The following is a 23,554-nucleotide window of genomic DNA, read 5'->3' on the forward strand; positions in this document are numbered from 1 at the left end:
ACCTATCGCTCCGGCTGTGCGACGGTACTTGCGACCGAGCGATCGTTCGGTCGGGAGACGTGGAGGTGTGACGTGGCCGTGGATCTGTCGTACTCGCCCGAGGTGGAGAACCTCGTCGAGCGCACCCGGGCATTCGTGCGGGACGTGGTCCTGCCGATCGAGGACGAGCACGCCGGCGACATCGCCGCGGCCGGCGGCGACGAACTGCGCAAGGAACTGCAGGCGGAGGCGTCGAACAGGGGCCTACTCGCGCCGCACGCGCCCGTCGAGTTCGGTGGCCTGGGCCTGAACATGAGCGATCGGTCCCCGGTATTCGAGGCCGCCGGCTACTCGCTGTTCGGTCCGACCGCACTCAACATCGGCGCCCCGGACGAGGGCAACGTGCACCTGCTCGCGCACGTCGCGAGCCCGGCCCAGAAGGAGCAGTTCCTGGGTCCGCTCGCGCGGGGCGAGATGCGCTCGGCGTTCGCCATGACCGAGCCCGCGCCGGGTGCCGGTTCCGATCCGGCCGCGCTGACGACCCGCGCCGAGAAGGCGCCCGGTGGCTGGAAGATCAACGGCCACAAGTGGTTCATCACCGGCGCCGACGGCGCGGGATTTTTCATCATCATGGCCCGCACGTCCGGTGCACCGGGCGATCGTGGTGGCGCGACGATGTTCCTTGCACCCGCGTCGGCGCCCGGAATCCGCGTGGGCCGGCACATCGAGACCCTCGACCGGGCCATGATCGGCGGCCACTGCGAGGTGTTCTTCGAGGATCTGTTCGTGCCCGACGACGCCGTGCTCGGCGCGGTCGACGAGGGTTTCGCGTACGCGCAGGTGCGCCTCGGTCCCGCCCGCATGACGCACGTGATGCGGTGGCTCGGCGCGGCCTGCCGCGGCCACGACGTCGCCGTCGATTACGTCGCCCGCCGCGAGGGCTTCGGATCGCGGCTCGGCGACCTGGGCATGATCCAGAAGATGGTCGCCGACAACGAGATCGACATCGCCGCCACCCGGGCGCTGCTGACCCGCGCCTGCTGGGAACTCGATCAGGGTGAGAGCGGCGCCGACTCGACGTCCATCGCCAAGGCGTTCGGCTCCGAGGCGATCTTCCGGATCGTCGACCGGTCCATCCAGATGTGCGGCGGCATGGGCGTCTCCGGTGACCTGCCGCTCGCTCGACTGTCCCGCGAGGTGCGCCCCTTCCGGGTGTACGACGGACCGTCCGAGGTGCACCGCTGGGCGCTGGCCAAGCGCGTGGTCGGCAAGGCGAAGCGCGCGGCGCGCGAGGAGGGCAAGTCGTGACGACGGCACGCCTCGACGGACTTGATCTGGATGCGCTGCAACGCTTCTTCCACGATTCCGGAGTTCCCACCGCGGGAGAACTGCGGGCCGAGCTGATCTCCGGCGGCAAGTCCAACCTCACCTTCAAGGTGTTCGACGACGCCTCGCAGTGGGTGCTGCGACGGCCCCCGACCGCCGGGCTGACGCCGTCGGCGCACGACGTCGCCCGCGAGTTCCGGGTGTGCGCGGCGCTGCAGGACTCCCCGGTCCCGGTGGCGCCTACCGTGGCGCTGTGCGAGGACGAGTCCGTGATGGGCGCGCCGTTCGCCGTGACCGGGTTCGTGAACGGCCGGGTGATCCGCACCGTCGACGACCTCGACAAGCTCACGGGCGCCGAGATCGACTCGTGCGTGGACGAACTGGTGCGCGTGCTCGCCGCGCTGCACGCCGTCGACCACCGCGAGGTGGGACTCGAGGCGTTCGGCCGCCCCGACGGCTACCTGTCCCGGCAGGTCGCGCTGTGGTCGCGCCAGTGGGAGCGCGTCAAGACCCGCGAACTGCGCGACCTCGAGCGCCTGCACGCCCTCCTCGCGGAGGCGATCCCGACCAGCTCGCAGGCGGCGATCGTGCACGGCGACTACCGGATCGACAACACCCTCGTCGCCGCCGACGATCCCGGTCGCGTCGTTGCGGTGGTCGACTGGGAGATGTCGACGCTGGGTGACCCCCTCACCGACCTCGCCCAGATGTGCGTCTACCGGCATCCCGCCCTGGACGTCATCCTCGGCGAGCCGGCGGCGTGGACCAGCACGAGGCTGCCGTCCCCGGACGAGATCGCGCACAAGTACGCCACCGTGACCGATCGGAACCTCGATCGCTGGGGCTTCTACCTGGGCCTGGCCAACTTCAAGCTCGCGGTCATCGCCGAGGGCATCACGCACCGCCACCGCGAGGGTGCCACGACCGGTGACGGATTCGCGCAGGCGTACCAGGCCGTCGAACCGCTCGTGGCCGCCGGGCTCGCCGCGATGGGAGAGGGAAAGCAATGACGAACAGTGCACTGATCACCGGCGCGTCCCGCGGCATCGGCCTGGGCATCGCGCACCGCCTCGCGTCGCAGGGGTACGCCCTCACCGTCACCGCGCGGGATGCGTCCCGGCTCGACGGCGTGGCCGCGGAACTGCGCGCCGCCGGCGCCCCGGACGTGGTCGCGGTGGCCGCGGACATGGCCGCCCCCGACACCGCCGAGACCATCGCCGCCGCGCATGCTGACCGGTTCGGGTCCATGCGCGCCCTCGTCCTCAACGCGGGGGTCGGCTCGGCGGGAGCCGTGGGCGAGTACCCCATGCGACGGTTCGACAAGACCGTGGCGGTGAACCTCACCGCACCCTTCGCGCTGTTGCAGGCGTCGCTGCCGCTGCTGCGCAAAGGTGCCGCCGACAACCCGGAGCACGGCGCGAAAGTGGTTGCGGTGTCCTCGATCACCGGCGTGTACGCGGAGGCGAACCTCGCGGTGTACGGGGCGACGAAGGCCGCTCTGATCTCCCTCGTGGAGACCTTCAACGCCGAGCAGTCCGGCAACGGGATCGCCGCGACGGCGATCGCCCCGGCCTACGTCGACACCGACATGTCCGACTGGACCAAGGACTCCATCCCCGCCGAGTCGATGCTGACGGTGAACGACATCGTCGAGCTCGTCGACGCCGTGATGCGGCTGTCGAACCGGGCGGTGCTGTCCAAGCTCGTACTCAGCCGCGCGGGCGCGTCGGGCTATGTAGCCTGATCCGCCATCGTCGTGCGTAGTGAAAGGTGCAGGCGCGCATGTGCGCCGGGTGATCGATCGTGCAGCTGATCCTTGTCCGACACGCGCTGCCGGAGAGCATCTCGGTGGCGGAGGGCTGGGCTGATCCCGGACTCACCGAGTTCGGGCATCGCCAGGCCCGCCGCCTGCCGGGAGCGCTCGCCGACGTCCGCGTCGCCCGCGTGGTCGCGAGTCCCATGCGCAGAGCCGTCGAGACGGCCGGGCCGCTCGTCGAGTCGACGGGCATCACCCTCGATGTGAACGAGGGATTCGCCGAGTACGACCGGCACGAGGGCAGTTACGTCCCCATCCACGAGGCCAAGGAGCGGATGCCGGAGACCTTCGCGCGCATCCGCGCCGGCTTCCTTCCGGACTTCGTCGACGAGAACGGCTTCCGGAGCCGGGTCCTGGATGCGACGGAGGAGGTGGTGGCGCAGGCGAGCCACGAGGACACCGTCGTGGTCGTCGCGCACGGCGGCGTCGTGAACATGATCCTGCAGCAGATCCTCGAACTGCCGCGACCGCTGACGTTCCCGATCGAGTACGTCTCAGTCACCCGGATCCTCATCTCGCGCAACGGGGTTCGTCGTGTCTCATCCGTCAACGAGACCGGGCACGTCCGCGACCTGACGGTGCGCTGATCGGTTCGCACGAACCGATCAGCGGGACAGCGTGATTGCGTCGAGCCCGCCTGCCTCGACGCTGATGGAGGCGCGGTCGAGCGTCGCGTCGAGCACCCGGATCGCGGCCGAATCACAGCTCCTCGAGGTCCCAAGGTGACCCTCTCGGGTCGCATCCGCCAAGCCCTCGCCGGGGCACGCTGCACACCGACTGCGTCGCCGGTCAATACGGCTGGCAGCCGCCCACGGGCCGTATGCGGCGCAGATGAACGAGTGGACGCCGGGCAATCCAATGCACTCACCGCAACCCGAGGGGCCTACCTTCGCCCCTTGACACGACAGTTATCTATACCTGACTATACAACCTGTGGTTCGCGTCATACCCGATCTCCGGCACGATGGCTTGCGTCACGGATGACCCCCGCCGGGATGTGCACGGAACCTGCTCGTGACATACCAAGGATGGGTCCATTCGTAGCGCTGACGGGCGGGTGTGACCGGGGCTGGGAACGACAACAAATCGAGACCCCGCGAGTTTGAGGGAAGCATGGCGACACACGCGCAAGAGATCAAGTCCGTAACCCTGGACGATCAGCCGATTTCCATCGAGGAGTTCGTGGCCGTCGCCCGATTCGGCGCTCGTGTCGAATTCGCTCCCTGTTACGAGGATCGGGTCCGGAAGTCGAGGGGTCTCATCGAGAAGTTCCTCGACGAGAACCGGTTGATCTACGGAGTGACCACCGGCTTCGGCGACAACGTGACCGAGGTGATCGCACCGGAGGATGCAACCGCGTTGCAGCGCAACATCATCCTCTCCCATGCGGTCTCCGTCGGAGACCCTCTTTCCAGGGAGGTCGTGCGCGCGATCCAGCTGATGATGCTGGTCGGCCTCGGCCAGGGGGTCTCGGGAACCAGCTTCGCCACTCTCGATCTCATTCGCGAGCTCCTCAACAACGGCATTACCCCCTATGCTCCCGGTGAGGGCTCGGTCGGCTACCTGAGCGTCGAGGCGCATATGGCGCTGGTGCTCCTGGGTGAGGGGCGCGCGTGGGCCAACGGCGAATTGGTTTCCGGCGGAGCGGCACTCGAGATGTTCGGACTGCAGCCCGTCACCCTCGGGTGCAAGGAAGGGCTGACGCTGACGAACGGAACTCTTTGCGTCACCGGCATCGGCGTGCTGCTCGCCTACGACGCGGTCCGCGCCGCCACCATTGCGGACGCGGCCGCCGCGCTCAGCCTCGAGGCGCTCAAGGGAACGATCTGCGCTTACGATCCGCGTCTTCATGCGTTGAAGAAGCACCCCGAGCAGGCAGCGGTCGCCCGCAACGTCAGCCGCATCCTCGACGGCAGCGAGATCATCGACAGGTACCGGCACTACCGCGTCCAGGACACCTACAGTCTGCGCGGGATCCCCCAGGTGCACGGCGGCGCCAAGCGGGCGATCAAGAACGCCGTCGCGATCATCGAGGACGAGCTGCACTCGGTGGGTGACAACCCCGTCATCATCCCCGACGGGGACGACGGCGACGCCATCATGGGCGCCAACTTCGACAGCACGTTCGTGGGCATCCAGGCCGACACGATCATGACCGCCCTCACCGTGCTGGGCAAGATCTCCGAGCGCAGAACCGACCGAATGGTCAACAGCGCCTTCAGTGAACTACCCGCCTTCCTCGCCCCCAATCCCGGGCTGAACAACGGGTACATGATTCCGCAGTACACGTCGGCCGCCCTGCTCATGGAAATGCGGGCCGCCTCCTTCCCGGCCTCGGTCGACTCGGTCACCACCTCCGCGAACCAGGAAGACACCGTCAGTAACGCCTACCTGGCGGTGACCAAGGCCTACCGCGGGGTCAAGAAGCTCCGCTACATCCTGGCCATCGAATTGATGTGCGCGGCCCAGGCGGCCGACCTCCTCGACGGACCCGAAACCGGCTCCGAAGGATCGAACGCCCTCCGCCAGGCCATCCGGAAGATCGCACCCCCGGTCACCGTCGACCGATTCTTCGGCGACGAAATCGAACTCCTCGAGAACGGCATCCTCGACGGCAGTCTAATCGAATCCCTCGAGTCCGTCGTCGGCGACCTCGAATTCTGACCACCGATCACGCGGATTTCAGAGGCACTTCGATCTTGACCGGGAGGCCCGGTTTTGCGAGGAGTTCGACGGGTCGATCTGCTGAGAGCCGTTGGCCTCCCGAAGTCTGAATGTTGCTGCGAAGCAATCAGGCTGAGGGGAGGGCCTCGGTGTGTGCCGCCATGACGTTGTAACGGTTCGAGAATTGATCGTCACTTCGATGCTCGATTTCGAACGTAATACCCGTGGCGGACCATGTGTAGTGACGACGCGTCGACTCGACCTTCGAGAAGGCTTCATCGGTAGTCGCTGTCGGAAAGTGTCAAGAACGTCCACCCTGGTGATTGCCCGGACGAGATCGTAGTGTCCAGATCGCGCCGACGTCCGCCGGCGTCGGGCAGTCCGGAATAGCCGGCCCTGTTTCATGCGTCGACCTGCGGTCGACTCCTCCCGTGATGACACCAGACGCCCGTGCTCCGATCGTGACGGAAGTGAAGATCATCGCCGATTCGAATCTCGGCCGAATCACAGCCCCGCCGTGGATGCAGTCGGCGTGGCGCGTGTCCAGGGGGGAGGTCTGGGCGACGGCGTCGGCTGGCCGCCCAGGGGCCGTATGCAGCGCAGATGAGCCATAACCTATGGTCACCGCAGCTGGGGGCCTACCTTCGCCCCTTGACACGACAGTTATCTATACCTGACTATACAACCTGTGGTTCACGTCATACCCGATCTCCGGCACGATGGCTTGCGTCACGGATGACCCCCGCCGGGATGTGCACGGAACCTGCTCGTGACATACCAAGGATGGGTCCATTCGTAGCGCTGACGGGCGGGTGTGACCGGGGCTGGGAACGACAACAAATCGAGACCCCGAGAGTTTGAGGGAAACATGGCGACACACGCGCAAGAGATCAAGTCCGTAACCCTGGACGATCAGCCGATTTCCATCGAGGAGTTCGTGGCCGTCGCCCGATTCGGCGCTCGTGTCGAATTCGCTCCCTGTTACGAGGATCGGGTCCGGAAGTCGAGGGGTCTCATCGAGAAGTTCCTCGACGAGAACCGGTTGATCTACGGAGTGACCACCGGCTTCGGCGACAACGTGACCGAGGTGATCGCACCGGAGGATGCAACCGCGTTGCAGCGCAACATCATCCTCTCCCATGCGGTCTCCGTCGGAGACCCTCTTTCCAGGGAGGTCGTGCGCGCGATCCAGCTGATGATGCTGGTCGGCCTCGGCCAGGGGGTCTCGGGAACCAGCTTCGCCACTCTCGATCTCATTCGCGAGCTCCTCAACAACGGCATTACCCCCTATGCTCCCGGTGAGGGCTCGGTCGGCTACCTGAGCGTCGAGGCGCATATGGCGCTGGTGCTGTTGGGCGAAGGGCGCGCGTGGGCCAACGGCGAATTGGTTTCCGGCGGAGCGGCACTCGAGATGTTCGGACTGCAGCCCGTCACCCTCGGGTGCAAGGAAGGGCTGACGCTGACGAACGGAACTCATTCCGTCACCGGCATCGGCGTGCTGCTCGCCTACGACGCGGTCCGCGCCGCCACCATTGCGGACGCGGCCGCCGCGCTCAGCCTCGAGGCGCTCAAGGGAACGATCTGCGCTTACGATCCGCGTCTTCATGCGTTGAAGAAGCACCCCGAGCAGGCAGCGGTCGCCCGCAACGTCAGCCGCATCCTCGACGGCAGCGAGATCATCGACAGGTACCGGCACTACCGCGTCCAGGACACCTACAGTCTGCGCGGGATCCCCCAGGTGCACGGCGGCGCCAAGCGGGCGATCAAGAACGCCGTCGCGATCATCGAGGACGAGCTGCACTCGGTGGGTGACAACCCCGTCATCATCCCCGACGGGGACGACGGCGACGCCATCATGGGCGCCAACTTCGACAGCACGTTCGTGGGCATCCAGGCCGACACGATCATGACCGCCCTCACCGTGCTGGGCAAGATCTCCGAGCGCAGAACCGACCGAATGGTCAACAGCGCCTTCAGTGAACTACCCGCCTTCCTCGCCCCCAATCCCGGGCTGAACAACGGGTACATGATTCCGCAGTACACGTCGGCCGCCCTGCTCATGGAAATGCGGGCCGCCTCCTTCCCGGCCTCGGTCGACTCGGTCACCACCTCCGCGAACCAGGAAGACACCGTCAGTAACGCCTACCTGGCGGTGACCAAGGCCTACCGCGGGGTCAAGAAGCTCCGCTACATCCTGGCCATCGAATTGATGTGCGCGGCCCAGGCGGCCGACCTCCTCGACGGACCCGAAACCGGCTCCGAAGGATCGAACGCCCTCCGCCAGGCCATCCGGAAGATCGCACCCCCGGTCACCGTCGACCGATTCTTCGGCGACGAAATCGAACTCCTCGAGAACGGCATCCTCGACGGCAGTCTGATCGAATCCCTCGAGTCCGTCGTCGGCGACCTCGAATTCTGATCACCAATCACGTCTGGAAACAAGCAAACATGACAGATCTCAGCACACCGGGTGCGTCCTTGTCTGCCACGCCGGAGAAGGTCCGCCCCGATCACGAAACCCCGCTGAACCGGTTTCATCTACGAATCACGGCGCTGACATTCGGCGCTAATTTCTCCGACGGTTATGCTCTCGGCAGCATCGGAATCGTCCTCACGGTCCTGGCCCCGACGATGGGACTCAGCACGCTGTGGGAGGGGATTCTCGGAAGTTCCATGCTGGTCGGCGTGCTCGTCGGCAGTGTGGTGTGCGGATGGCTTGCAGACAGATTCGGCCGCCGCCGGGTCTTCCAATTGGACTTCATCGTCATCGCTGTGGCCTCCGCGGCCCAGTTCTTCGTTGACGGCCCGGTGTGGCTGCTCGTGCTCCGACTGCTCATCGGGATCGGTGTCGGCGCCGACTATGCACTCGGACCCACACTGGTCACCGAGTTCGTCCCCACGCGCTACCGCGGAGGGCTCCTCGGTTCCCTGACGGTGATGTGGACCGTCGGTTACGTCGCTTCCTTCTTCGTCGGCACGTGGCTTGTCAATCTGTCGCCGGATTCTTGGCGTTGGATGCTCGCAAGTGGTGCGATCCCCGCGCTGATCGTCCTGGTGCTGCGAATCGGCACACCCGAGTCGCCACGATGGCTGATCGAGAAGGGGAGACTCGAAGAGGCACGGCACATTTCGAACAAGTACCTTGACGGCGCACTCGACATCGAGAAGATCGCGGCATCCACCGTATCCGCCGAGCCGGCGCGATACCGCGACCTGTTCAGTCGGAAGATCCTGAAGAACACGGTATTCGGAATCTTCTTCTACAACTGCCAGGTCATTCCGTACTTCGCCATCTTCACGTTCCTACCGGTGATCCTCCCCAAGCTCGGTATGGACGAAGACGGTTTCGCCAGCGGGGTAATGCTGAACCTCTTCCTCCTCGCCGGTGGAATCGTGGGTTTGTGGGCGATCGCGAAGATCGGTCGCCGCCCGCTGACGATCTACTCGTTCGTCATCATGGCGGTCACGCTGGCGATCGTTGCCTTCGGTACCAGCTGGCCGTTGCCTGTGGTTGTCCTGGCTTTCGCCATCTTCACCTTCGTGATGTCGGCGGCGTCGAACCTCGCGCAGGTCTACCCCGCCGAGCTCTACCCCACCAGGATGCGCGCTGCCGGTGTCGGACTTCTCAACGGGGCCAGCCGCATCGGATCTGCTGCCGGCACCTTCATTCTCCCCGTCACCCTCTCCTCCTTCGGTGTCACCGCCTCGATGCTCGGTTTGGTGGGCGTCCTCGTGATCGGTGCGATTTCAGCCGTACTGTTGGCGCCGGAGACGTCCCGTCTCTCCACCGAGGAACTCGGCTGACTTCACGGCCGCGCTCCACACACGAGCATTAACCACTGCAATGAAGCCTCGAAGTCGCCCCCCGTGGGGCGGCTTCGAGGCTTCAGCGTTCTTCTGCACCGCAGTTTCCCGCAACGGGGTTCGTCGTTTCGCGTCGGTCAACGAGACCGGGCACGTCCGTCCGTGACCTGATGGTCGGGTGATCGGAGCACGATCCCGCATCCGACGGCAAGGAGGGCGACGATGCCGAAGAACACGACGCCCGCGGACGTGAGCCCTACGTGGTCGCCGAGCCAGCCGACGCCGAGGATGGGCACGGCACTCGCGAGGTAGCCGCACGCGAAGTATCCCGCGATGATCTCGGCCGACCGGTGCGGTGGCACCGCCGCATGCAGTGCCGTCAGACTGCTCGACGTGGTCAGCCCGTGTCCGACACCGAGAGCCACTGTCGCACCGAGGAATCCAACGATGGATGCGCCGACGACGGCCGCGGTAGCGGCGACCGCGCCTGTCACGAGACAGGCCAGTCCTGTGCGCTCGATCGTGGCGTGCCCGCGACTGTGTGTGAAGCTCTGGCCGACGGCAGAGGTTGCCGGCAGAATCGACACCGCGAGCGACGCGATCAGAGTGCCGGACGCGAGGTTCTGCTGCATCAGGGTCGGTACGAGTGCGAGGTAGTACCCGTTGAGGGCGTAGGCAGCACAGCGTCGCAGTGGGCAGCGCAACCCGTTGGCGTGCAAGAGGTTCCGTGGATGACTGCGAGGGTGACGCGGTGCGAACCCGTGCGGGTCCCGGATGGGTTGCGAACAACAGCAACGCGGCGATCGGAAGCGGAAGATAGAGCCAGTACGCGGTGTGGGCCGGGTCCGGCAGCCATGCGATCGCGGCCTGGGTGAGCAGTGGTCCGGACGCGAGGCCGGTGGCGATACTCGCCGACGAGACCACCGCGGCCTGCCGGGCGGGGAGGGCGTCCTTCAGCATCGCGGTCAACGTTCCGGTGCACAGGCCGACGCTCACGCCACTCAGTACCCGCGCGAAGCCGATCGTCGTCACACTGCCCGCGGTGGCGAACAGGACGGTCGCGGCGATCGACAGCATCGCCGCGGTGACGGGAGTTCGCCAGTGGGGATCGCACACGGCCGGATCTTGGCCGTCGCGGAGGAGCGTTTCTACCGCGACGGCATAGGCGCGACCGGCATCAACACGCTGACCGACGAGGCCGGCGTGGCTCGGATGTCGCTGTACAAGAACTTCGCGTCCAAGGACGACTTGATCGCCGAGTACCTCCAACACCGGTTCGACACGTGGCGGGCCCTCTACGATGCGCGCCGTGCCGCCGCGGAAACGCCCGCGGACATCCCCGCGAGCGTCCCGCGTTCCTACCTCGACCACGTGGAGGCGATCGGTGCCGACTTCCGGGGATGTGGCCTCCTGAACGCAGCCGCGGAACTGCACAGTCGCCCGGAGCTCTATGCGAGCATCCTCGCCCGTAAGGCCGAGGTGACGGAACTGCTCCGGGCCGATCTCGCCGAGTCCGGGGTCCACGACCCCGATCAGCTGACCGAGATCGCTTTCCTGCTCCTCGAAGGTGCGGTGGTCCATGACGGGCTGCACGGTCGCGTGGACCACCTCGACCGGGTCGTCCGGCACATCGACACGCTCGTCGCCCAGGCGCTGGCCGACACCGCGTGAGCGGTCAGTGCACCCCGCGCATGAGCTTGCGGATCCACGGTGACATCACCGCGATCAGGACGCCGATGCCGATCGAGGCCAGGCCGATGGTCGCGAAGTACGGCACCTCGTTGTCGGAGCTGTAGTAGCCCGACAGCGTGCCCGCGAGGCTCGAGCCGAGCGCGATCGACAGGAAGAACAGCGCGACCATCTGGGTGTGGAAGGCGGCGGGCGCGAGCTTGGTCGACAGTGACAGACCCACCGGCGACAGCAGCAGTTCGGCGAACGTGAACATCAGCAGGATGCCGGCGAGTCCGAGCAGCGGGGCGCTGTTGGCACCGCCGCCGGACATCGGGATGAAGCAGAGGAACGCGAGGCCCATGATGCCGGTGCCGAGCGCGAACTTGATCGGCGACGACGGCTGGCGCTTGCCGAGCTTCGTCCACGCGGCCGCGAACACGCCGGCGAAGATGATGATGAACACCGGGTTGATCGACTGCACCCACGTGGGCGGGAAGTCCCATCCGAACAGGTTGCGGTCCAGGCGCTCGTCGGCGTAGATCGCGACCGTCGTGAACTGCTGCTGGAACAGCGACCAGAAGACGGCGCTCGCGATGAACATCGGGATGAACGCGATTACCCGGCTGCGCTCCTGCGCGGTGATCCGGCGGCTGGTGAGGATGACCGCGAAGTAGGCGATCGCGGCGATGAGCGTGAGCGTGACGACGATCGTGGACAGATGGTCGGTCGTGATCACCCCGGTCAGTGCCAGCGCGGCGACCACGACGACCGCGACGACGGCCAACACCACCATGCGCGGCCGGTCGGCGGCCGGCAGTGGATTGGGAACACGTGAGCCGATCCCGTTGAGGCGGCGTCGGCCCAGGGTGTACTGGATCAGGCCTAGCGCCATACCGACCGCGGCCAGCGCGAAGCCCACGTGGAAGCCCCAGTTCTTCTGCGCCCACCCCGTCAGCAGCGGACCGAGCAGGCCGCCCAGGTTGATGCCCATGTAGAAGATCGAGAACCCGGCGTCGCGTCGCTGGTCGTCCGGTGCGTAGAGGTCACCGACCAGCGAGGTGGCGTTCGCCTTCAACCCCCCGCTGCCGAGCGCGATCATGATCAGACCGACGCCCACCCCGGCCAGACCCGGAAGTAGCGCGAGGCAGATGTGGCCCAGCATGACCAGGCACGCGCTGTAGAAGAGGGTGCGTTCGGAACCGAGCAGCCGGTCCGCGACCCACGCGCCGACGATGGTCGACAGGTAGACGGTGCCGCCGTACGCGCCGAGGATGCTCGTGGCGGCCGCAATGTCCAGGCCGAGTCCGCCCTGCTCGGCGGTGTAGTACAGGTAGTACAGCAGGATGCCCTGCATGCCGTAGAACGAGAAGCGTTCCCACATCTCCACCCCGAACAGGTTCGCCAGCACGAACGGCTGCCCGAAGAAGCCGCGGTCGGAAGGGGTGGTAGAGGGCAGTTGTTCGACTCGCGAACTCATGGGTACTCCGGGGACTGTCGTGTCGTGCAGGCAGCAGGCAGCGGCCCGCTGCAGGTGTAGCGATAAGGAGTGGGAAGGTCAGGCGAGAGGCCGACGCGACCGCCGGGTCTGATACAACGCCCGCCATCCGATGAGGAACAGGGCGAGGAACGACGCCGCGACCAGGATAAAGGAGAACGCGGTGCCCTGGCCCACCAGCACCCGGATCAGCATTCCGAACACCAACGTCGAGGCCCACACGACGACACCCGTCGGGACCGTCAGACGCGGATCGAACTTGTCGCGGTAGAGCGCGAGTGTGACGAGCCAACCCGCGGCGAGACCGAAGAGGAACGGCCACGCCGTGGTCAGCAGACCTACGATGCTGTTTGCCTCTTCGTGGCTGCTCCTGCCGGCCGCGGCGAAGGCGAGCACGAGCAGAACGTCGATCACTGCGGCGGGGAGGTACTTCTTCACGACGACCACCCTATGCCGCTCCCCGGCGCGGGATGGCGGACCCGGGGCCGAGGCACGCCGATGCCCCCGCCGATCCGGGCAACCGGGGCAGGGGCGGTAGACGCGTCGGATCAGTCCCGGACGAGCGGCATGATCGTGCGTACCCGGGCGTCGCGCAGGTACAGCCCGCCCCACACGAAGATGCCGACGTACACCGGGGACAGGATCGTCGACAGCAGCGGCTGCTCGGTGAGGATGTTGCACGCGACCGCCCCGCCGAGGTAACCGGTGAGCAGCACCGCACCGAGGATCGACGTGACCGGCACCAGGTACAGCGCCAGGCACGCGAGCATCACCACACCCATGATGTAGGGCGCGTACTCGGGGAAGCCGTACTCGGTCATCGAGTCGCGGACCGGCTGGATGTTCGCGAGGTGGATGCCGGCGTCGAACAGCAGGAAGGCCACCACCAGGCCGGTGACGACGAGCCCGACGCGGCGGGCCCGCGGCGACACGGTGGCGGCGGTCGGGTTGGTGAGGGTGTGGGGGACTGCGGTGGTCATGGTGCGCTCCGTTCCTCTGGCCGCTCCGCACCCGATGCGCGGAGCCTTTGCCGTACAGACCGGTCCTCCGCTCGAAACTCATCGTCCGCATCGTCGAAGTGCCGAATCCGCCTCCGGGCCGCGCGCGCCTTCGATACCCTCCGCGCAACCGTGTCCCGATCTGCCTGTCAGAGAGGCCCCGACATGACGTTCGAGATGTCCCGACGCCGGTTCATGACAATCGGTGCCGGTGCCGTGGGAGTCGCCGCCGTCGGATCGCTGCTGCCGCCGTCGCTGCAGGCCGCGCTCGCCTCCCCGGTGCCGCCGGGTGGACTGGACTCGATCGAACACGTCGTGCTGCTCATGCAGGAGAACCGCGCCTTCGACCACTACTTCGGGACGCTCCGCGGCGTGCGGGGATTCGGCGACCCCAACGCGCTGACGCTGCGCACCGGCCGGACCGTGTACGAGCAGCCGGACCGGGAATCGGTCATCGTGCCGTACCCGATCCGAGACGCGGCGGAGGCGCAGCGGATGGACCGGCAGAACGTCGACTCACTCGATCACGAGTGGGTCGGCGGGCAGGCCGCCGTCGCCGGCGGCTGGCACGACGGCTGGATCCCGGCCAAGACGGCTGCGACGATGGCGCACTACGACCGGCAGGACATCCCCTTCCAGTTCGAACTCGCCGAGTCGTTCACGGTGTGCGACGCCTACCACTGCTCGGTGCCCACCTCGACCTCCCCGAATCGCAACTACTGGTTCACCGGTTACACCGGGTTCGAGCCGGACGGATCGCGCGTGGTCACCAACGATTCGTACATGCCGTGGCATCCCGGCTACACGTGGACCACCGTCGCCGAACGGCTCGAGACGGCCGGCGTGAGCTGGCGGGTCTACCAGGAGTGGGACAACTTCACCGACAACAACCTCGAGTACTTCGTCTGGTTCAAGCAGGTGGTGCACGCGCTGCTCGGGCATCCGGTGCTGGTGCCCTACCAGTTCACGACGCTGGCGGCGTTCTACACGGCGCTGCCGCTGCTGCCGCCGGACATCCAGAACGCGCTGCTGCGCGCACTCGACGAGGGCGTCCAGCGGCTCGACGGGCCCGACCGGCGGCTCTACGACCGTGCGCTGCGCCGCGAGCGGCCGGGAGCGCTCGCCGACGCGTTCCGCGCCGACGTCCGAGCAGGGACGCTGCCGGAGGTCTCGTACATCGTCCCGTCCTCGTCGGAGTCCGAGCACCCGATGGAGTCGTCGCCGGCGGCGAGCGCGACACTGGTCTACAAGATCCTCGACGCCGTCGCATCCGATCCCGAAACCTGGTCGAAGACAGCGATTTTCCTCAACTTCGACGAGAACGACGGCTACTACGACCACGTGCCGCCGCCGCTGCCGCCGCGGGGCGTGGTCGACGAGTATGTCGGCGACAAGCCGCTGGGACTGGGGCCGCGGGTGCCGATGACGGTGGTCTCGCCGTGGACCGTCGGCGGATACGTGTGTTCGCAGGTGTTCGACCACACCTCGGTCACCCGGTTCCTCGAGCAGCGGTTCGGGTTCACCCAGCCGGAGATCAGCGGGTGGCGGCGCACCGTCGCGGGCGATCTGACGTCGGCGTTCGACTTCGCCACCCCGCGGGCCCGCCCGTCGCTCACCCCGCCGCCGCCGGCGCCGCCGCTCACCCCGCGCTGGAAGCCCGCGCCGCCGGACCTGCAGCGGATGCCGGTGCAGGAGAGCGGAACCCGGCCCGCGCGGGCACTGCCCTATCAGCCGGACGCGGACGTCGTATTCGATGCCGCGGCACGGGAACTGTCGGTGCGCCTGCGTAATTCGGGGACCGAGAGCGCCCACCTGGCGCTGTACCCGTACGCGGGGGAGTTCGAGCTGCCGCGGCACTACGACGTCCACGGTGACCTTGCGGACACGATCCCGGTGCCGAGGGAGCGCTACGACCTCACGATGCTCGGCCCCAACGGTTTCCGGCGAGAGTTCGCGGGATCGGCGACCGGTCCCGGAGCGTCCGTGCAGGTGGGCACGACGATCGACGCGGCGAGTCGGACGGTGCGGGTGACCGTGACCAACCACGGCGTCGGTGCGGTCACGGTCGAGTTGGCCGGGGACTCCGCGTCGCTCGCGGCGGGCACCGAACGGTCGTGGACGGTGCCGTCGCAGCACGGCTGGTACGACGCGTCCCTCACGCTCGGTGAGGACCCGTCGTTCCGTCGTCGATGGATGGGGCACGTCGAGAACGGATCCGAGAGCGTGAGCCAGCCGTCGATCGCGGTGGCCGCCACCGGTGACCTGACGTTGCTGCCGCTGCCGCTGCCGCAGCCGCCGTCGACCGGTTCGGCGTCGCTCCCGGCGTCGTCGTCCGGATCGTGACCGTGCCGTAGCCGGCAAGAGTCGGCCCGGTTCACCCTGCAGGCTGAAGAAGCACTCCTGCCGATCGGTAAGCGCGGCTTATCGATGCACGAAAGAAAGTACCTGGACTTCCCTGCTGCGCGGTGTGAATGTTGTCTGCGTCACGTCGGAAAAGGTTTCAATTCTCGAGCGCAGGAGTTCCAAGAATGAAAGCAGCCCGCTATCACGGAGTTGGGGACATCCGTTTCGAAGATATCCCTGAGCCCGTTGCCGGTCCCGGTCAGGTGAAAGTTCGGGTTCATTTCAATGGATTGTGCGGCAGCGACCTGCACGAGTATTTCCATGCGCCGATGATGGCGCCGACAACGCCGCATCCTCTCACCGGAGTGAGTGTCCCAGTCGTCCTCGGTCACGAGTTCTCCGGCGAGATCGTGGCGGTAGGGGCAGGTGTCGACGAGCTGTCGGTCGGCGACGCCGTGGCGGTGGAACCCACCGTCAACTGTCGACGATGCCCGGCCTGTCTGGACGGCTCGTACAACCTCTGCAGCAGCATCGCCGCAGTCGGCTACAGCTGGGCGGGCGGGGGTGGGCTAGGACAGTATGCAGTGGTCGACGCTGATCATGTCTATCGGCTTCCCGACGGGATGAGCACCCGTGAGGGAGCGTTGATCGAACCCCTCGCCGTGGCCCTGCACGCCGTGCGCCGCGGCGATGTCGCTCCGGGCAGCAGTGTCGCCGTCCACGGGGCCGGTCCCATCGGGATCGGGGTGTTTCTGGCGTTGCGGGCCATGGGCATCGAGGACATCACCGTGATCGAGCCGTCGGCGGCCCGGCGCGCGGCGATCGAAGCTGTCGGAGCGACGAAGGTCATCGATCCCAATGAGACGGATGTCGTCGCGGAACTGCGCGCGAACACCGATGGAGTCGGTGTCGCGAGATCGTTCGAGACGGCCGGCGTGCCGGCCACATTCCTGAATGCGGTCCGCTCGACGGCTCGACACGGCCGAGTCGTGGTCGTCGCGGTGCATCAGAAGCCGGTCGAGTTCAACCCCACCGAGATCCTGTTCAACGAGTGCGAGATCGTCGGCTCCATCGCGTACTGCCGCGACTACCCGGAGACCATCGAGTTCATGGCTCGTGGGGCGTACCCGCTGGACAGTTGGGTGGAGACGATCGCCTTCGAGGACCTCATCACCGATGGATTCGGTCCACTCCGAGACCAAACAGCCATCAAGATCCTCGTCGACATGACCGCAGTCGGCTGACGGATCGAACCCCCTCCACCGGAATAGAAAGAGAAACCCATGACCGCTGCCTCGAACCTCGGACCGACATTCTGGATGACCGACCCCGGCGTCACGCCGAAGGGTGCAAGAAAGGAATTCGTCGACCCCGACGATATTCCGTGGACCGACTGGCTGATGCCAGGAACGCAATTCAAGCTTCTGTACTGCAATCTCGTGACCGGCGCGTTCACCCTCATCCTGAAAGTGGATCCCGGCACCATCGCCACTCCGCATTGGCATATGGGAAATGTGCAGGCGTACCTACTGGAAGGCGGGTTCTATTACGAGGAGGACGATCCCGGTATGGCCGGCATGTACACGTGCGAGGTAGCCGGCGCCGTGCACACGCCGATTGCCCCGGACGGCTGTGTCATGCTCGCCATGGTCGAGGGCCCGATCGCCGGCTACCTGCCCGATGGCGGACTCGGGGTCGTCGCCGACGCCCGATTGCACTACTACATGGCGCGTGACAACGGCGCCGTCGAGAAACTCCAACTGGTCGACTACGCCACCGATCCGTCTCAGGACATGCACGCCAAGGCGATCGGGTAGCCGCCGAATCGGCTAACCTGACAGCCGATTCTCCAACCGATGGTGTGCGAGGTGAAGCATGTATGTCTCGCCGCAGGCGCTTCGGTGTTTCCTCGCCGTGGCGGACGAGCTGCACTTCGGCCGCGCCGCCGCACAGCTACACATGACCGGCCCGGCGCTCAGTCAGCAGGTGTCCCGGCTGGAGAAGGACCTGCGTTTCCTGCTCTTCGAACGCAACTCCCGACACGTCGAGCTGACCGAGGCCGGACGTGCGCTGATCCCGCAGGCACGCGCAGTCGTGGCGGCCAACGAGAGTCTCCTGCGGTGGCGTGAATCGGTGCGGGAGGGCCGTCGCAGCATCGACATCGGGTTCATGGCAACCGGTGCCGGTCAGCTCACCACGGCCGTATTGGATCGGCTCCGCTCCGCCGATCCGGATCTGCAGGTGAGGTTGCACCATCTCGAGTGGAGCGAACAACTGGCGCCACTGCTGGCCGGCAACATCGATGCAGTATTCGTCCGGGAACCGTTTCCTGCCGAGGGAGTTCGGCGCCGGCGAATTCTGTCCGAGCGACGGGTGGCCGTGCTTGCGCACGACCACCCGTTGGCCGCCCGGGAGTCGATCCGGTTCGCCGAGATCGCCGCGGAGCCGTTCATCAGCAGCAGTGGCGGGCCGCCGGAATGGACCGACTTCTGGATGGTGAACCCGCGGCCGGACGGCACCCGAGCCGAACCGAGTCTTGCGGTGTCGACCGTGGAAGAACTGCTCGAAGCCGTGGCCGCGGGTGCAGGAGTCACCACCACCCCGGAGTCGCTGCCTTCGTACTATCGCCATCCGTTGGTCAGCTTCGTACCCATCGAGGACATCAGCCCAAGCGTCGTCACCCTGTGCACCTTGGAAGGCAACCGCAGGCCGGAGCTGGCAACGCTTCAGGATGCGATCGGTGAGGCCTGTCGCCAGGTAGCGCTCGAGCAGCCGGTGGAGTGAAGCTCGGCCTGTCTGTCGCTTCGGAACGGCACGCGCTCACGGCGTGCGATCGGCGCGGTGGAACTCGGCCGCGGGGGTGGGGGCGGCTGATGATCGTGTGCGGACGACAGCCTGTTCGCCCCGCGGCCCGAACAGGTGCAGGATCTCGACCGCGTTCGAGTCCCCGGGGCCGAACCAGTGCGGCTCGTTGGTGTCGAACTCGGCGACTTCGCCTGGGCGAAGGATGAATTCGCGCTCACCGAGGATGAGGCGCAGTTCGCCCGCCAGGACGTACAGCCACTCGTAGCCGGCGTGGGTCACCAGCTTCGGCTCGCGGGGGGCGAGCACCTCCTTGAACACCTGCACGCGGCCCGGGAATTGCGTCAGCGGTACCAGGGTGGTGCCGCGGCGTTTGCGGATCGGGGTGAGGTGGACGCGGGGATCTCCCGTGGCAGGCGCGGCGATCAGCTGCTCGATCGCGACGCGATGTGCGCGCGCGAGCGGAATCAGCAGGTCGAGGGTGGGCCGGCGCCTGCCGGACTCGAGCCGGGACAGTGCGCTGACGGAGATCCCGGTCTCGGCCGACAGGGACTCCAAGGTGAGGCCTCGGTCGTTGCGCAGCCTGCGCAGCCTGGGGCCGATGTCGTCGATGATCCGTTCCACGTCTCCGTCCACGACCACCATTTTGCGGTCTTCGCAAAAATGCTGGGCCGTCGGCGGGCCACACCGCGACCATTCGGGGATGGACAGACACCGCCGGGTACGGCAGATGACGAACGAGACGACACTCCGCGCCCCACTCGGGCTGAGCCCGCGTCGACAGTGGACAGTGCTGGCGGTCTGCTGTTCGAGCATGTTCGTCGTGGGGATGGACACGACAGTCGTCAACGTTGCCCTGCCCGCGATCGGTCAGGACCTGGGCGCGGACCTGCGCAGCCTCGAGTGGATCGTGGATGCGTACACCCTTGCTCTTGCCGGCCTCCTGATCTCTTCCGGGGCGCTGGCCGACCGATTCGGGCGACGGCGGGTGTTCCAACTCGGATTGGCGGTGTTCGCGGTTGCGTCGCTGGCCTGCGCACTCGCCCCGTCGCTCGGCGCGCTCGTCGTGGCCCGCGTTGTTCAGGGTGTGGGCGGATCGATGCTCAGCCCCGTGGCCCTCGCAATCGTCGTGAATGCGTTCTCCGATCCGAAGCAGCGCGCGCGGGCCATCGGTGTCTGGGCGTCGGTCTTCGGGCTCAGCATGGCGGTGGGGCCCGTCGTGGGTGGTGCGCTCATCTCGGGTTGGGGCTGGCGAGCGGTGTTCTGGATCAACGCGCCGATCATCGTGATCGCACTGGTGCTTAGCGCGGTGTTCGTGCCGGAGTCGCGAGCGCAGCAGCCCCGGAGGCTGGACGTGCCCGGCCAGGCCCTGCTCGCGGTCATCATCGGTGGGGCCGTCGGCGTGCTGATCGAGGGGCCGCGAATCGGTTGGGTTTCGCCGGCGGCGCTGGCCGCGTATGCCGGCGTCGCCGGCTCGGCAGTCGCGTTCGGCAGGCTCGAATCTCGCCGACCCGATCCGTTGATGGATCTGCATCTGTTTCGTAGGCCGGCCTTCACCAGCGCGGTGGTGGGGGCGGTGGCGGTGTTCATCGCGCTGAACGTGACGTTGCTGATCAACACGCTCTACCTGCAACATGCCCGCGGATGGACGCCACTGGCCGCCGGCACGGCCACCTTGCCTCTCGCCCTCGGGGCAACCGTGTGTGCACCACTGTCGGGCCACCTGGTCGGGCGCCTCGGACCGCGACCACCCCTCGCGCTGGCCGGCGGCTTCATCACGGCCGGGGGACTGTTGCTTCTCGCTCTCGACAGCGGCACCGGAGTCACATGGCTCCTGACCGCCTATCTGCTCATCGGCATCGGGTTCGGTTTCGCCAATGCCCCGATCACCAACACCGCGGTCGGCGGGCTTCCGCCGGATCGCGCCGGTGTCGCCGGCGCGATCACATCCACTGCTCGCCAGTTCGGTGCGGCGGTCGGTATCGCCGTCGCAGGCAGCATTGTCTCCGGCGCCGGTCCAGCGCAATTCGCGCACGCGTCAGGCCCCGCCTGGCTTCTCGTCACCGCCTGTGGGCTCTTCCTGTTCGTCGTCGCGCAGGCATCGCGGCCCGTCGTGGACTCCGTCCCCGGTTCGGGGCGGTGACGCCCTCAGGGATGGCCGGAGTAGGCTCGGCGAGCTCGATCCCGATCGGCACGATCGGCGTCCGGAGACGGGGCGCCGGCCTGTGGGTCAGCGGGTGCTGAGGACTGCACTCAGCCCGAGCGCAACTGCCACGAAACGTTCGACGGCGCGGGGCATGTCCGAGGCCAGGAAGACGAGTTCGACGGTCGACGGTGCGGCGTCCACGATGGGTCGCGAGGTGGTGTCCGCTCGCCGGAACAGGCTGGCCACGCCTGCGCCGGTGATCGCAACCGCATCGGTGGTCGCGACGACCTGGACCATCTCTTCGATGCTGTTCACCATGGGGCCGTAGGTGGGACGTGTGCCGTCCGGCCGTGGATCGATCGACCACCAGTTGCGCCAGTCTCGGGTCCCTTCTCGGGTGTCCACCTGAACGACGTCGGCGAGGTCGACGATTCGCAGCTTCCGTCGGCGTGCCAGCGGGTGGTCGTGTGCCATCAACAGGACACGAGGCTCCTCGAACAGAACGACCCGGCGTAGCCGTGGGTGCGACTCGAGAGGTGGGCGGGCGACGACCATGTCGACCCGACCGGAGGTCAACGCCGACAGCTCGTCCCCCCACGCCAGTTGCGTCAGTTCCAGTTCCACTTCGGGTTCTCGTCGATGGAACTCGTCGATGATCGGACGGGTCAGCTCCCCGGCACCGCCGGCAAGGAATCCGAGGCGCACCTTCCCGGACGAACTGCGCTTGTGGCGCCGAGCCGCACCGACCGCAGATTCGGCCGCCGCCAGCAGAACCCGGCTCTCCTCGAGGAAGTCCTGCCCGGCGTCCGTGAGACGAGCTCCGCGGTGGTCGCGCTCGAGTAGTAGGACACCCAGCCTCTCTTCGAGCTTGCGCACCTGTTGGCTCAGCGACGGCGTCGCAATGTGCAGTTGCTCAGCTGCTTTCGTGAAGGTTCCGGCGTCGGCGACAGCCACGAAGTAGCGCACGAGCCGTAGGTTCAGATCCATCGTGCACGACCTTAGGTATACGTCTAACGATCGGGTGAGAATACGTCATGGACGTGACGGGCGCCACATCGGAGCATGGGTGAGTCCCCGAACAGAGGAGGAAATCCGATGTCTGTCAACGCTACTCACCATGACGATGCTCGTGTGGTCGATCCGATCCGCCCGCAGCTGACCGGTCCCGAGATCGACCCGCAGTCCAACGCCCCAGTCGCAGAGGTCTTCGCTCGCGCCAGCTCCCCGGTGACCGGGCCGACGCTCAGTCTCGCCTCCCGGGTCAACAACTGCGACGATATCCCGTGGACCCCGTTCCCGATGCCGGGTACGTCCTTCAAGCTCCTGAACATCAACGAGACCACCGGTGCCGCCTCGATTCTGCTGTACGTGGCGGAGAATGCGCAGGCGCCGCTGCACATGCATTGCGGTGCCGCGGAGGCGTTCAACATCTTCGGCCGCTGGGCCTACGAGGGTGAGGCCGAATCCATCGGCCCCAACCACTACATCTACGAACCGGCCGGCATCGTGCACCTGCCCAAGCAGGAGGTCGAGTCACTGATGTTCGGCATCTTCCACGGTCCGATCGCCGGGTACAACGAGGACGGCACCGTCGCGGGGGTCATCACCCACGACCTGCTGTACGACCTCGCCGCGGCGAACAATGCGGTTGCTCACCTGCCTGCTCGGACGGGCCGCTAGATGGCGGGCGCGGTCCTTGTCACGGGTGCCGGCGGCGGGCTCGGTCGTGGTGTGGCCGAACGGATGTCCGCGGACGGCCGGGGTCTGGCGTTGCTCGACATCGACGAAGGGCGGTTGTCGGACACCGCCGCCGCGGTTGCCTCGCGCGGAGTCACGGTGACCACCCACGTCGTGGACATCTGCGACGTGGACGCGCTGCGGGCGGTCGTGGCGGAGGCCTTCGTCGCGCACGATGATCTCGACGGTCTCGTCAACGTGGCAGGACTCGGCGGGTTCTGGCAGTACGACGCGCTCGACGTCGACACCTGGGACAAGACGTATGCGGTCAACGTTCGGGGGGTCTTCTTCGCGATCCAGGCCTTCGCGGCGGAACTGGCCACGCGGGGTAGGGAAGGAGCGGTGGTCAACTTCTCCTCGATTGCGGCGCGGAACGGGCACGAGTTGCTCACCGCATACGGTTCCTCGAAGGCGGCGGTACTGGCGATGACGAATTCGCTGGCCCGTGCCCTCGCCCCGACTGTTCGCGTCAATGCTGTTCTGCCCGGCCTGATCTGGACGGACATGTGGCGGCAGTCCGCCGGCTGGCTCGCCGAGCACGACCCGGCTCTCGCCGGGGTGGCGCCCGAGCAGATCTTCGGCGCGATGGTCGACCAGCTCATCCCGATGAAGCGCCCGCAGACCGTCGAGGATGTCGCCGGAGCCGTCGCGTACCTGCTCTCGGCCGACGCGGCCAACATCACCGGGCAGTCCCTGCACGTGGACGGCGGCGCGGTGCTCCCGTAGCCCCGGCGACCGCCACGACCACTCCCTCCGCGCACATCGCGCGGGGG

The 23,554-nt window shown here is 66.9% G+C and carries 21 protein-coding genes; 15 read left to right on the forward strand and 6 right to left on the reverse strand.

All coding sequences use genetic code 11. The annotated features are described in order from the left end of the window. Positions 1 to 72: 72 nt before the first annotated feature. The 7 genes from ABI214_RS17040 to ABI214_RS17070 all read left to right on the forward strand — a co-directional run bounded on the left by ABI214_RS17040 (position 73) and on the right by ABI214_RS17070 (position 9,589). A complete protein-coding gene (locus ABI214_RS17040; RefSeq protein WP_348603698.1) occupies positions 73 to 1,287 on the forward strand; it encodes an acyl-CoA dehydrogenase family protein in 1,215 nt (404 codons plus the stop codon). Next, positions 1,284 to 2,315: a phosphotransferase family protein gene (locus tag ABI214_RS17045; RefSeq protein ID WP_348603699.1), complete on the forward strand. Its 1,032-nt coding sequence runs from the start codon at positions 1,284 to 1,286 to the stop codon at positions 2,313 to 2,315. The genes ABI214_RS17040 and ABI214_RS17045 overlap by 4 nt, the downstream gene beginning before the upstream one ends. Beyond that, positions 2,312 to 3,049, forward strand: coding sequence for an SDR family NAD(P)-dependent oxidoreductase (locus ABI214_RS17050; RefSeq protein WP_348603702.1), 738 nt, complete (start codon positions 2,312 to 2,314; stop codon positions 3,047 to 3,049). The genes ABI214_RS17045 and ABI214_RS17050 overlap by 4 nt, the downstream gene beginning before the upstream one ends. 59 nt (positions 3,050 to 3,108) lie before the next feature. After that, entirely contained in the window at positions 3,109 to 3,708 is a 600-nt protein-coding gene (locus ABI214_RS17055) for a histidine phosphatase family protein (RefSeq protein ID WP_348603703.1), read from the forward strand. A gap of 526 nt (positions 3,709 to 4,234) precedes the next feature. After that, the gene (locus ABI214_RS17060) at positions 4,235 to 5,785 is read left to right on the forward strand and encodes an HAL/PAL/TAL family ammonia-lyase (protein WP_348603704.1); all 1,551 of its coding nucleotides are present in this window, start codon (positions 4,235 to 4,237) and stop codon (positions 5,783 to 5,785) included. A gap of 868 nt (positions 5,786 to 6,653) precedes the next feature. Then, a complete protein-coding gene (locus ABI214_RS17065) occupies positions 6,654 to 8,204 on the forward strand; it encodes an HAL/PAL/TAL family ammonia-lyase (RefSeq protein ID WP_348603705.1) in 1,551 nt (516 codons plus the stop codon). Between the two features lie 59 nt (positions 8,205 to 8,263). After that, on the forward strand, positions 8,264 to 9,589 hold the full coding sequence (locus ABI214_RS17070) for an MFS transporter (RefSeq protein ID WP_348603706.1): 1,326 nt from the start codon (positions 8,264 to 8,266) through the stop codon (positions 9,587 to 9,589). 137 nt (positions 9,590 to 9,726) lie between these two features. Here the strand turns inward: ABI214_RS17070 and ABI214_RS17075 are convergent, their stop codons facing one another. Continuing rightward, complete coding sequence (locus ABI214_RS17075) at positions 9,727 to 10,308, reverse strand: MFS transporter (RefSeq protein WP_348603707.1); 582 nt, start codon at positions 10,306 to 10,308, stop codon at positions 9,727 to 9,729. A 382-nt stretch (positions 10,309 to 10,690) separates the two neighbouring features. Here ABI214_RS17075 and ABI214_RS17080 point away from each other — a divergent pair, with 382 nt between their 5' ends. Beyond that, positions 10,691 to 11,260 carry a TetR/AcrR family transcriptional regulator gene (locus ABI214_RS17080; RefSeq protein WP_348603708.1) on the forward strand — a complete coding sequence of 190 codons (570 nt, stop codon included), beginning with the start codon at positions 10,691 to 10,693 and terminating at the stop codon, positions 11,258 to 11,260. 4 nt (positions 11,261 to 11,264) lie between these two features. Here the strand turns inward: ABI214_RS17080 and ABI214_RS17085 are convergent, their stop codons facing one another. The 3 genes from ABI214_RS17085 to ABI214_RS17095 form a co-directional block, all read right to left on the reverse strand. After that, complete coding sequence (locus tag ABI214_RS17085) at positions 11,265 to 12,737, reverse strand: peptide MFS transporter (RefSeq protein WP_348603709.1); 1,473 nt, start codon at positions 12,735 to 12,737, stop codon at positions 11,265 to 11,267. Positions 12,738 to 12,815: 78 nt separating this feature from the next. Continuing rightward, a complete protein-coding gene (locus ABI214_RS17090) occupies positions 12,816 to 13,193 on the reverse strand; it encodes a DUF3054 domain-containing protein (protein WP_348603710.1) in 378 nt (125 codons plus the stop codon). A gap of 110 nt (positions 13,194 to 13,303) precedes the next feature. Then, positions 13,304 to 13,735 (reverse strand): DoxX family protein, encoded by a 432-nt coding sequence (locus ABI214_RS17095; protein ID WP_348603711.1) that lies wholly within the window; start codon positions 13,733 to 13,735, stop codon positions 13,304 to 13,306. 183 nt (positions 13,736 to 13,918) lie between these two features. Between ABI214_RS17095 and ABI214_RS17100 the strand changes: the two genes are divergently transcribed. The 4 genes from ABI214_RS17100 (at position 13,919) to ABI214_RS17115 (ending at position 18,880) form a co-directional block, all read left to right on the forward strand. Next, entirely contained in the window at positions 13,919 to 16,096 is a 2,178-nt protein-coding gene (locus ABI214_RS17100; RefSeq protein ID WP_348603712.1) for a phosphocholine-specific phospholipase C, read from the forward strand. Between the two features lie 185 nt (positions 16,097 to 16,281). Then, positions 16,282 to 17,340 (forward strand): 2,3-butanediol dehydrogenase, encoded by a 1,059-nt coding sequence (locus ABI214_RS17105; protein ID WP_348603713.1) that lies wholly within the window; start codon positions 16,282 to 16,284, stop codon positions 17,338 to 17,340. Between the two features lie 39 nt (positions 17,341 to 17,379). Further along, the gene (locus ABI214_RS17110) at positions 17,380 to 17,913 is read left to right on the forward strand and encodes a 2,4'-dihydroxyacetophenone dioxygenase family protein (RefSeq protein ID WP_348603714.1); all 534 of its coding nucleotides are present in this window, start codon (positions 17,380 to 17,382) and stop codon (positions 17,911 to 17,913) included. A 58-nt stretch (positions 17,914 to 17,971) separates the two neighbouring features. Continuing rightward, complete coding sequence (locus ABI214_RS17115; protein WP_348603715.1) at positions 17,972 to 18,880, forward strand: LysR family transcriptional regulator; 909 nt, start codon at positions 17,972 to 17,974, stop codon at positions 18,878 to 18,880. A 36-nt stretch (positions 18,881 to 18,916) separates the two neighbouring features. Here ABI214_RS17115 and ABI214_RS17120 read toward each other — a convergent pair whose 3' ends face one another. After that, positions 18,917 to 19,543: a helix-turn-helix domain-containing protein gene (locus ABI214_RS17120; RefSeq protein ID WP_348603716.1), complete on the reverse strand. Its 627-nt coding sequence runs from the start codon at positions 19,541 to 19,543 to the stop codon at positions 18,917 to 18,919. Between the two features lie 58 nt (positions 19,544 to 19,601). Between ABI214_RS17120 and ABI214_RS17125 the strand changes: the two genes are divergently transcribed. Next, positions 19,602 to 21,041, forward strand: a complete 1,440-nt coding sequence (locus tag ABI214_RS17125; RefSeq protein WP_348603717.1) for an MFS transporter — start codon at positions 19,602 to 19,604, stop codon at positions 21,039 to 21,041. Positions 21,042 to 21,128: 87 nt separating this feature from the next. On the opposite strand, the gene ABI214_RS17130 is transcribed toward ABI214_RS17125, so the two are convergent. Next, positions 21,129 to 22,031, reverse strand: coding sequence for a LysR family transcriptional regulator (locus tag ABI214_RS17130; protein ID WP_348603718.1), 903 nt, complete (start codon positions 22,029 to 22,031; stop codon positions 21,129 to 21,131). Between the two features lie 108 nt (positions 22,032 to 22,139). Between ABI214_RS17130 and ABI214_RS17135 the strand changes: the two genes are divergently transcribed. Both ABI214_RS17135 and ABI214_RS17140 read left to right on the forward strand, forming a co-directional pair. After that, positions 22,140 to 22,724, forward strand: a complete 585-nt coding sequence (locus ABI214_RS17135) for a cupin domain-containing protein (RefSeq protein ID WP_348603719.1) — start codon at positions 22,140 to 22,142, stop codon at positions 22,722 to 22,724. Next, positions 22,725 to 23,507, forward strand: a complete 783-nt coding sequence (locus ABI214_RS17140) for an SDR family NAD(P)-dependent oxidoreductase (RefSeq protein ID WP_348603720.1) — start codon at positions 22,725 to 22,727, stop codon at positions 23,505 to 23,507. Positions 23,508 to 23,554: the final 47 nt, after the last annotated feature.

Origin of the sequence: Prescottella soli (assembly GCF_040024445.1) — a bacterium.
GTDB classification, from domain to species: Bacteria; Actinomycetota; Actinomycetes; order Mycobacteriales; family Mycobacteriaceae; genus Prescottella; species Prescottella soli.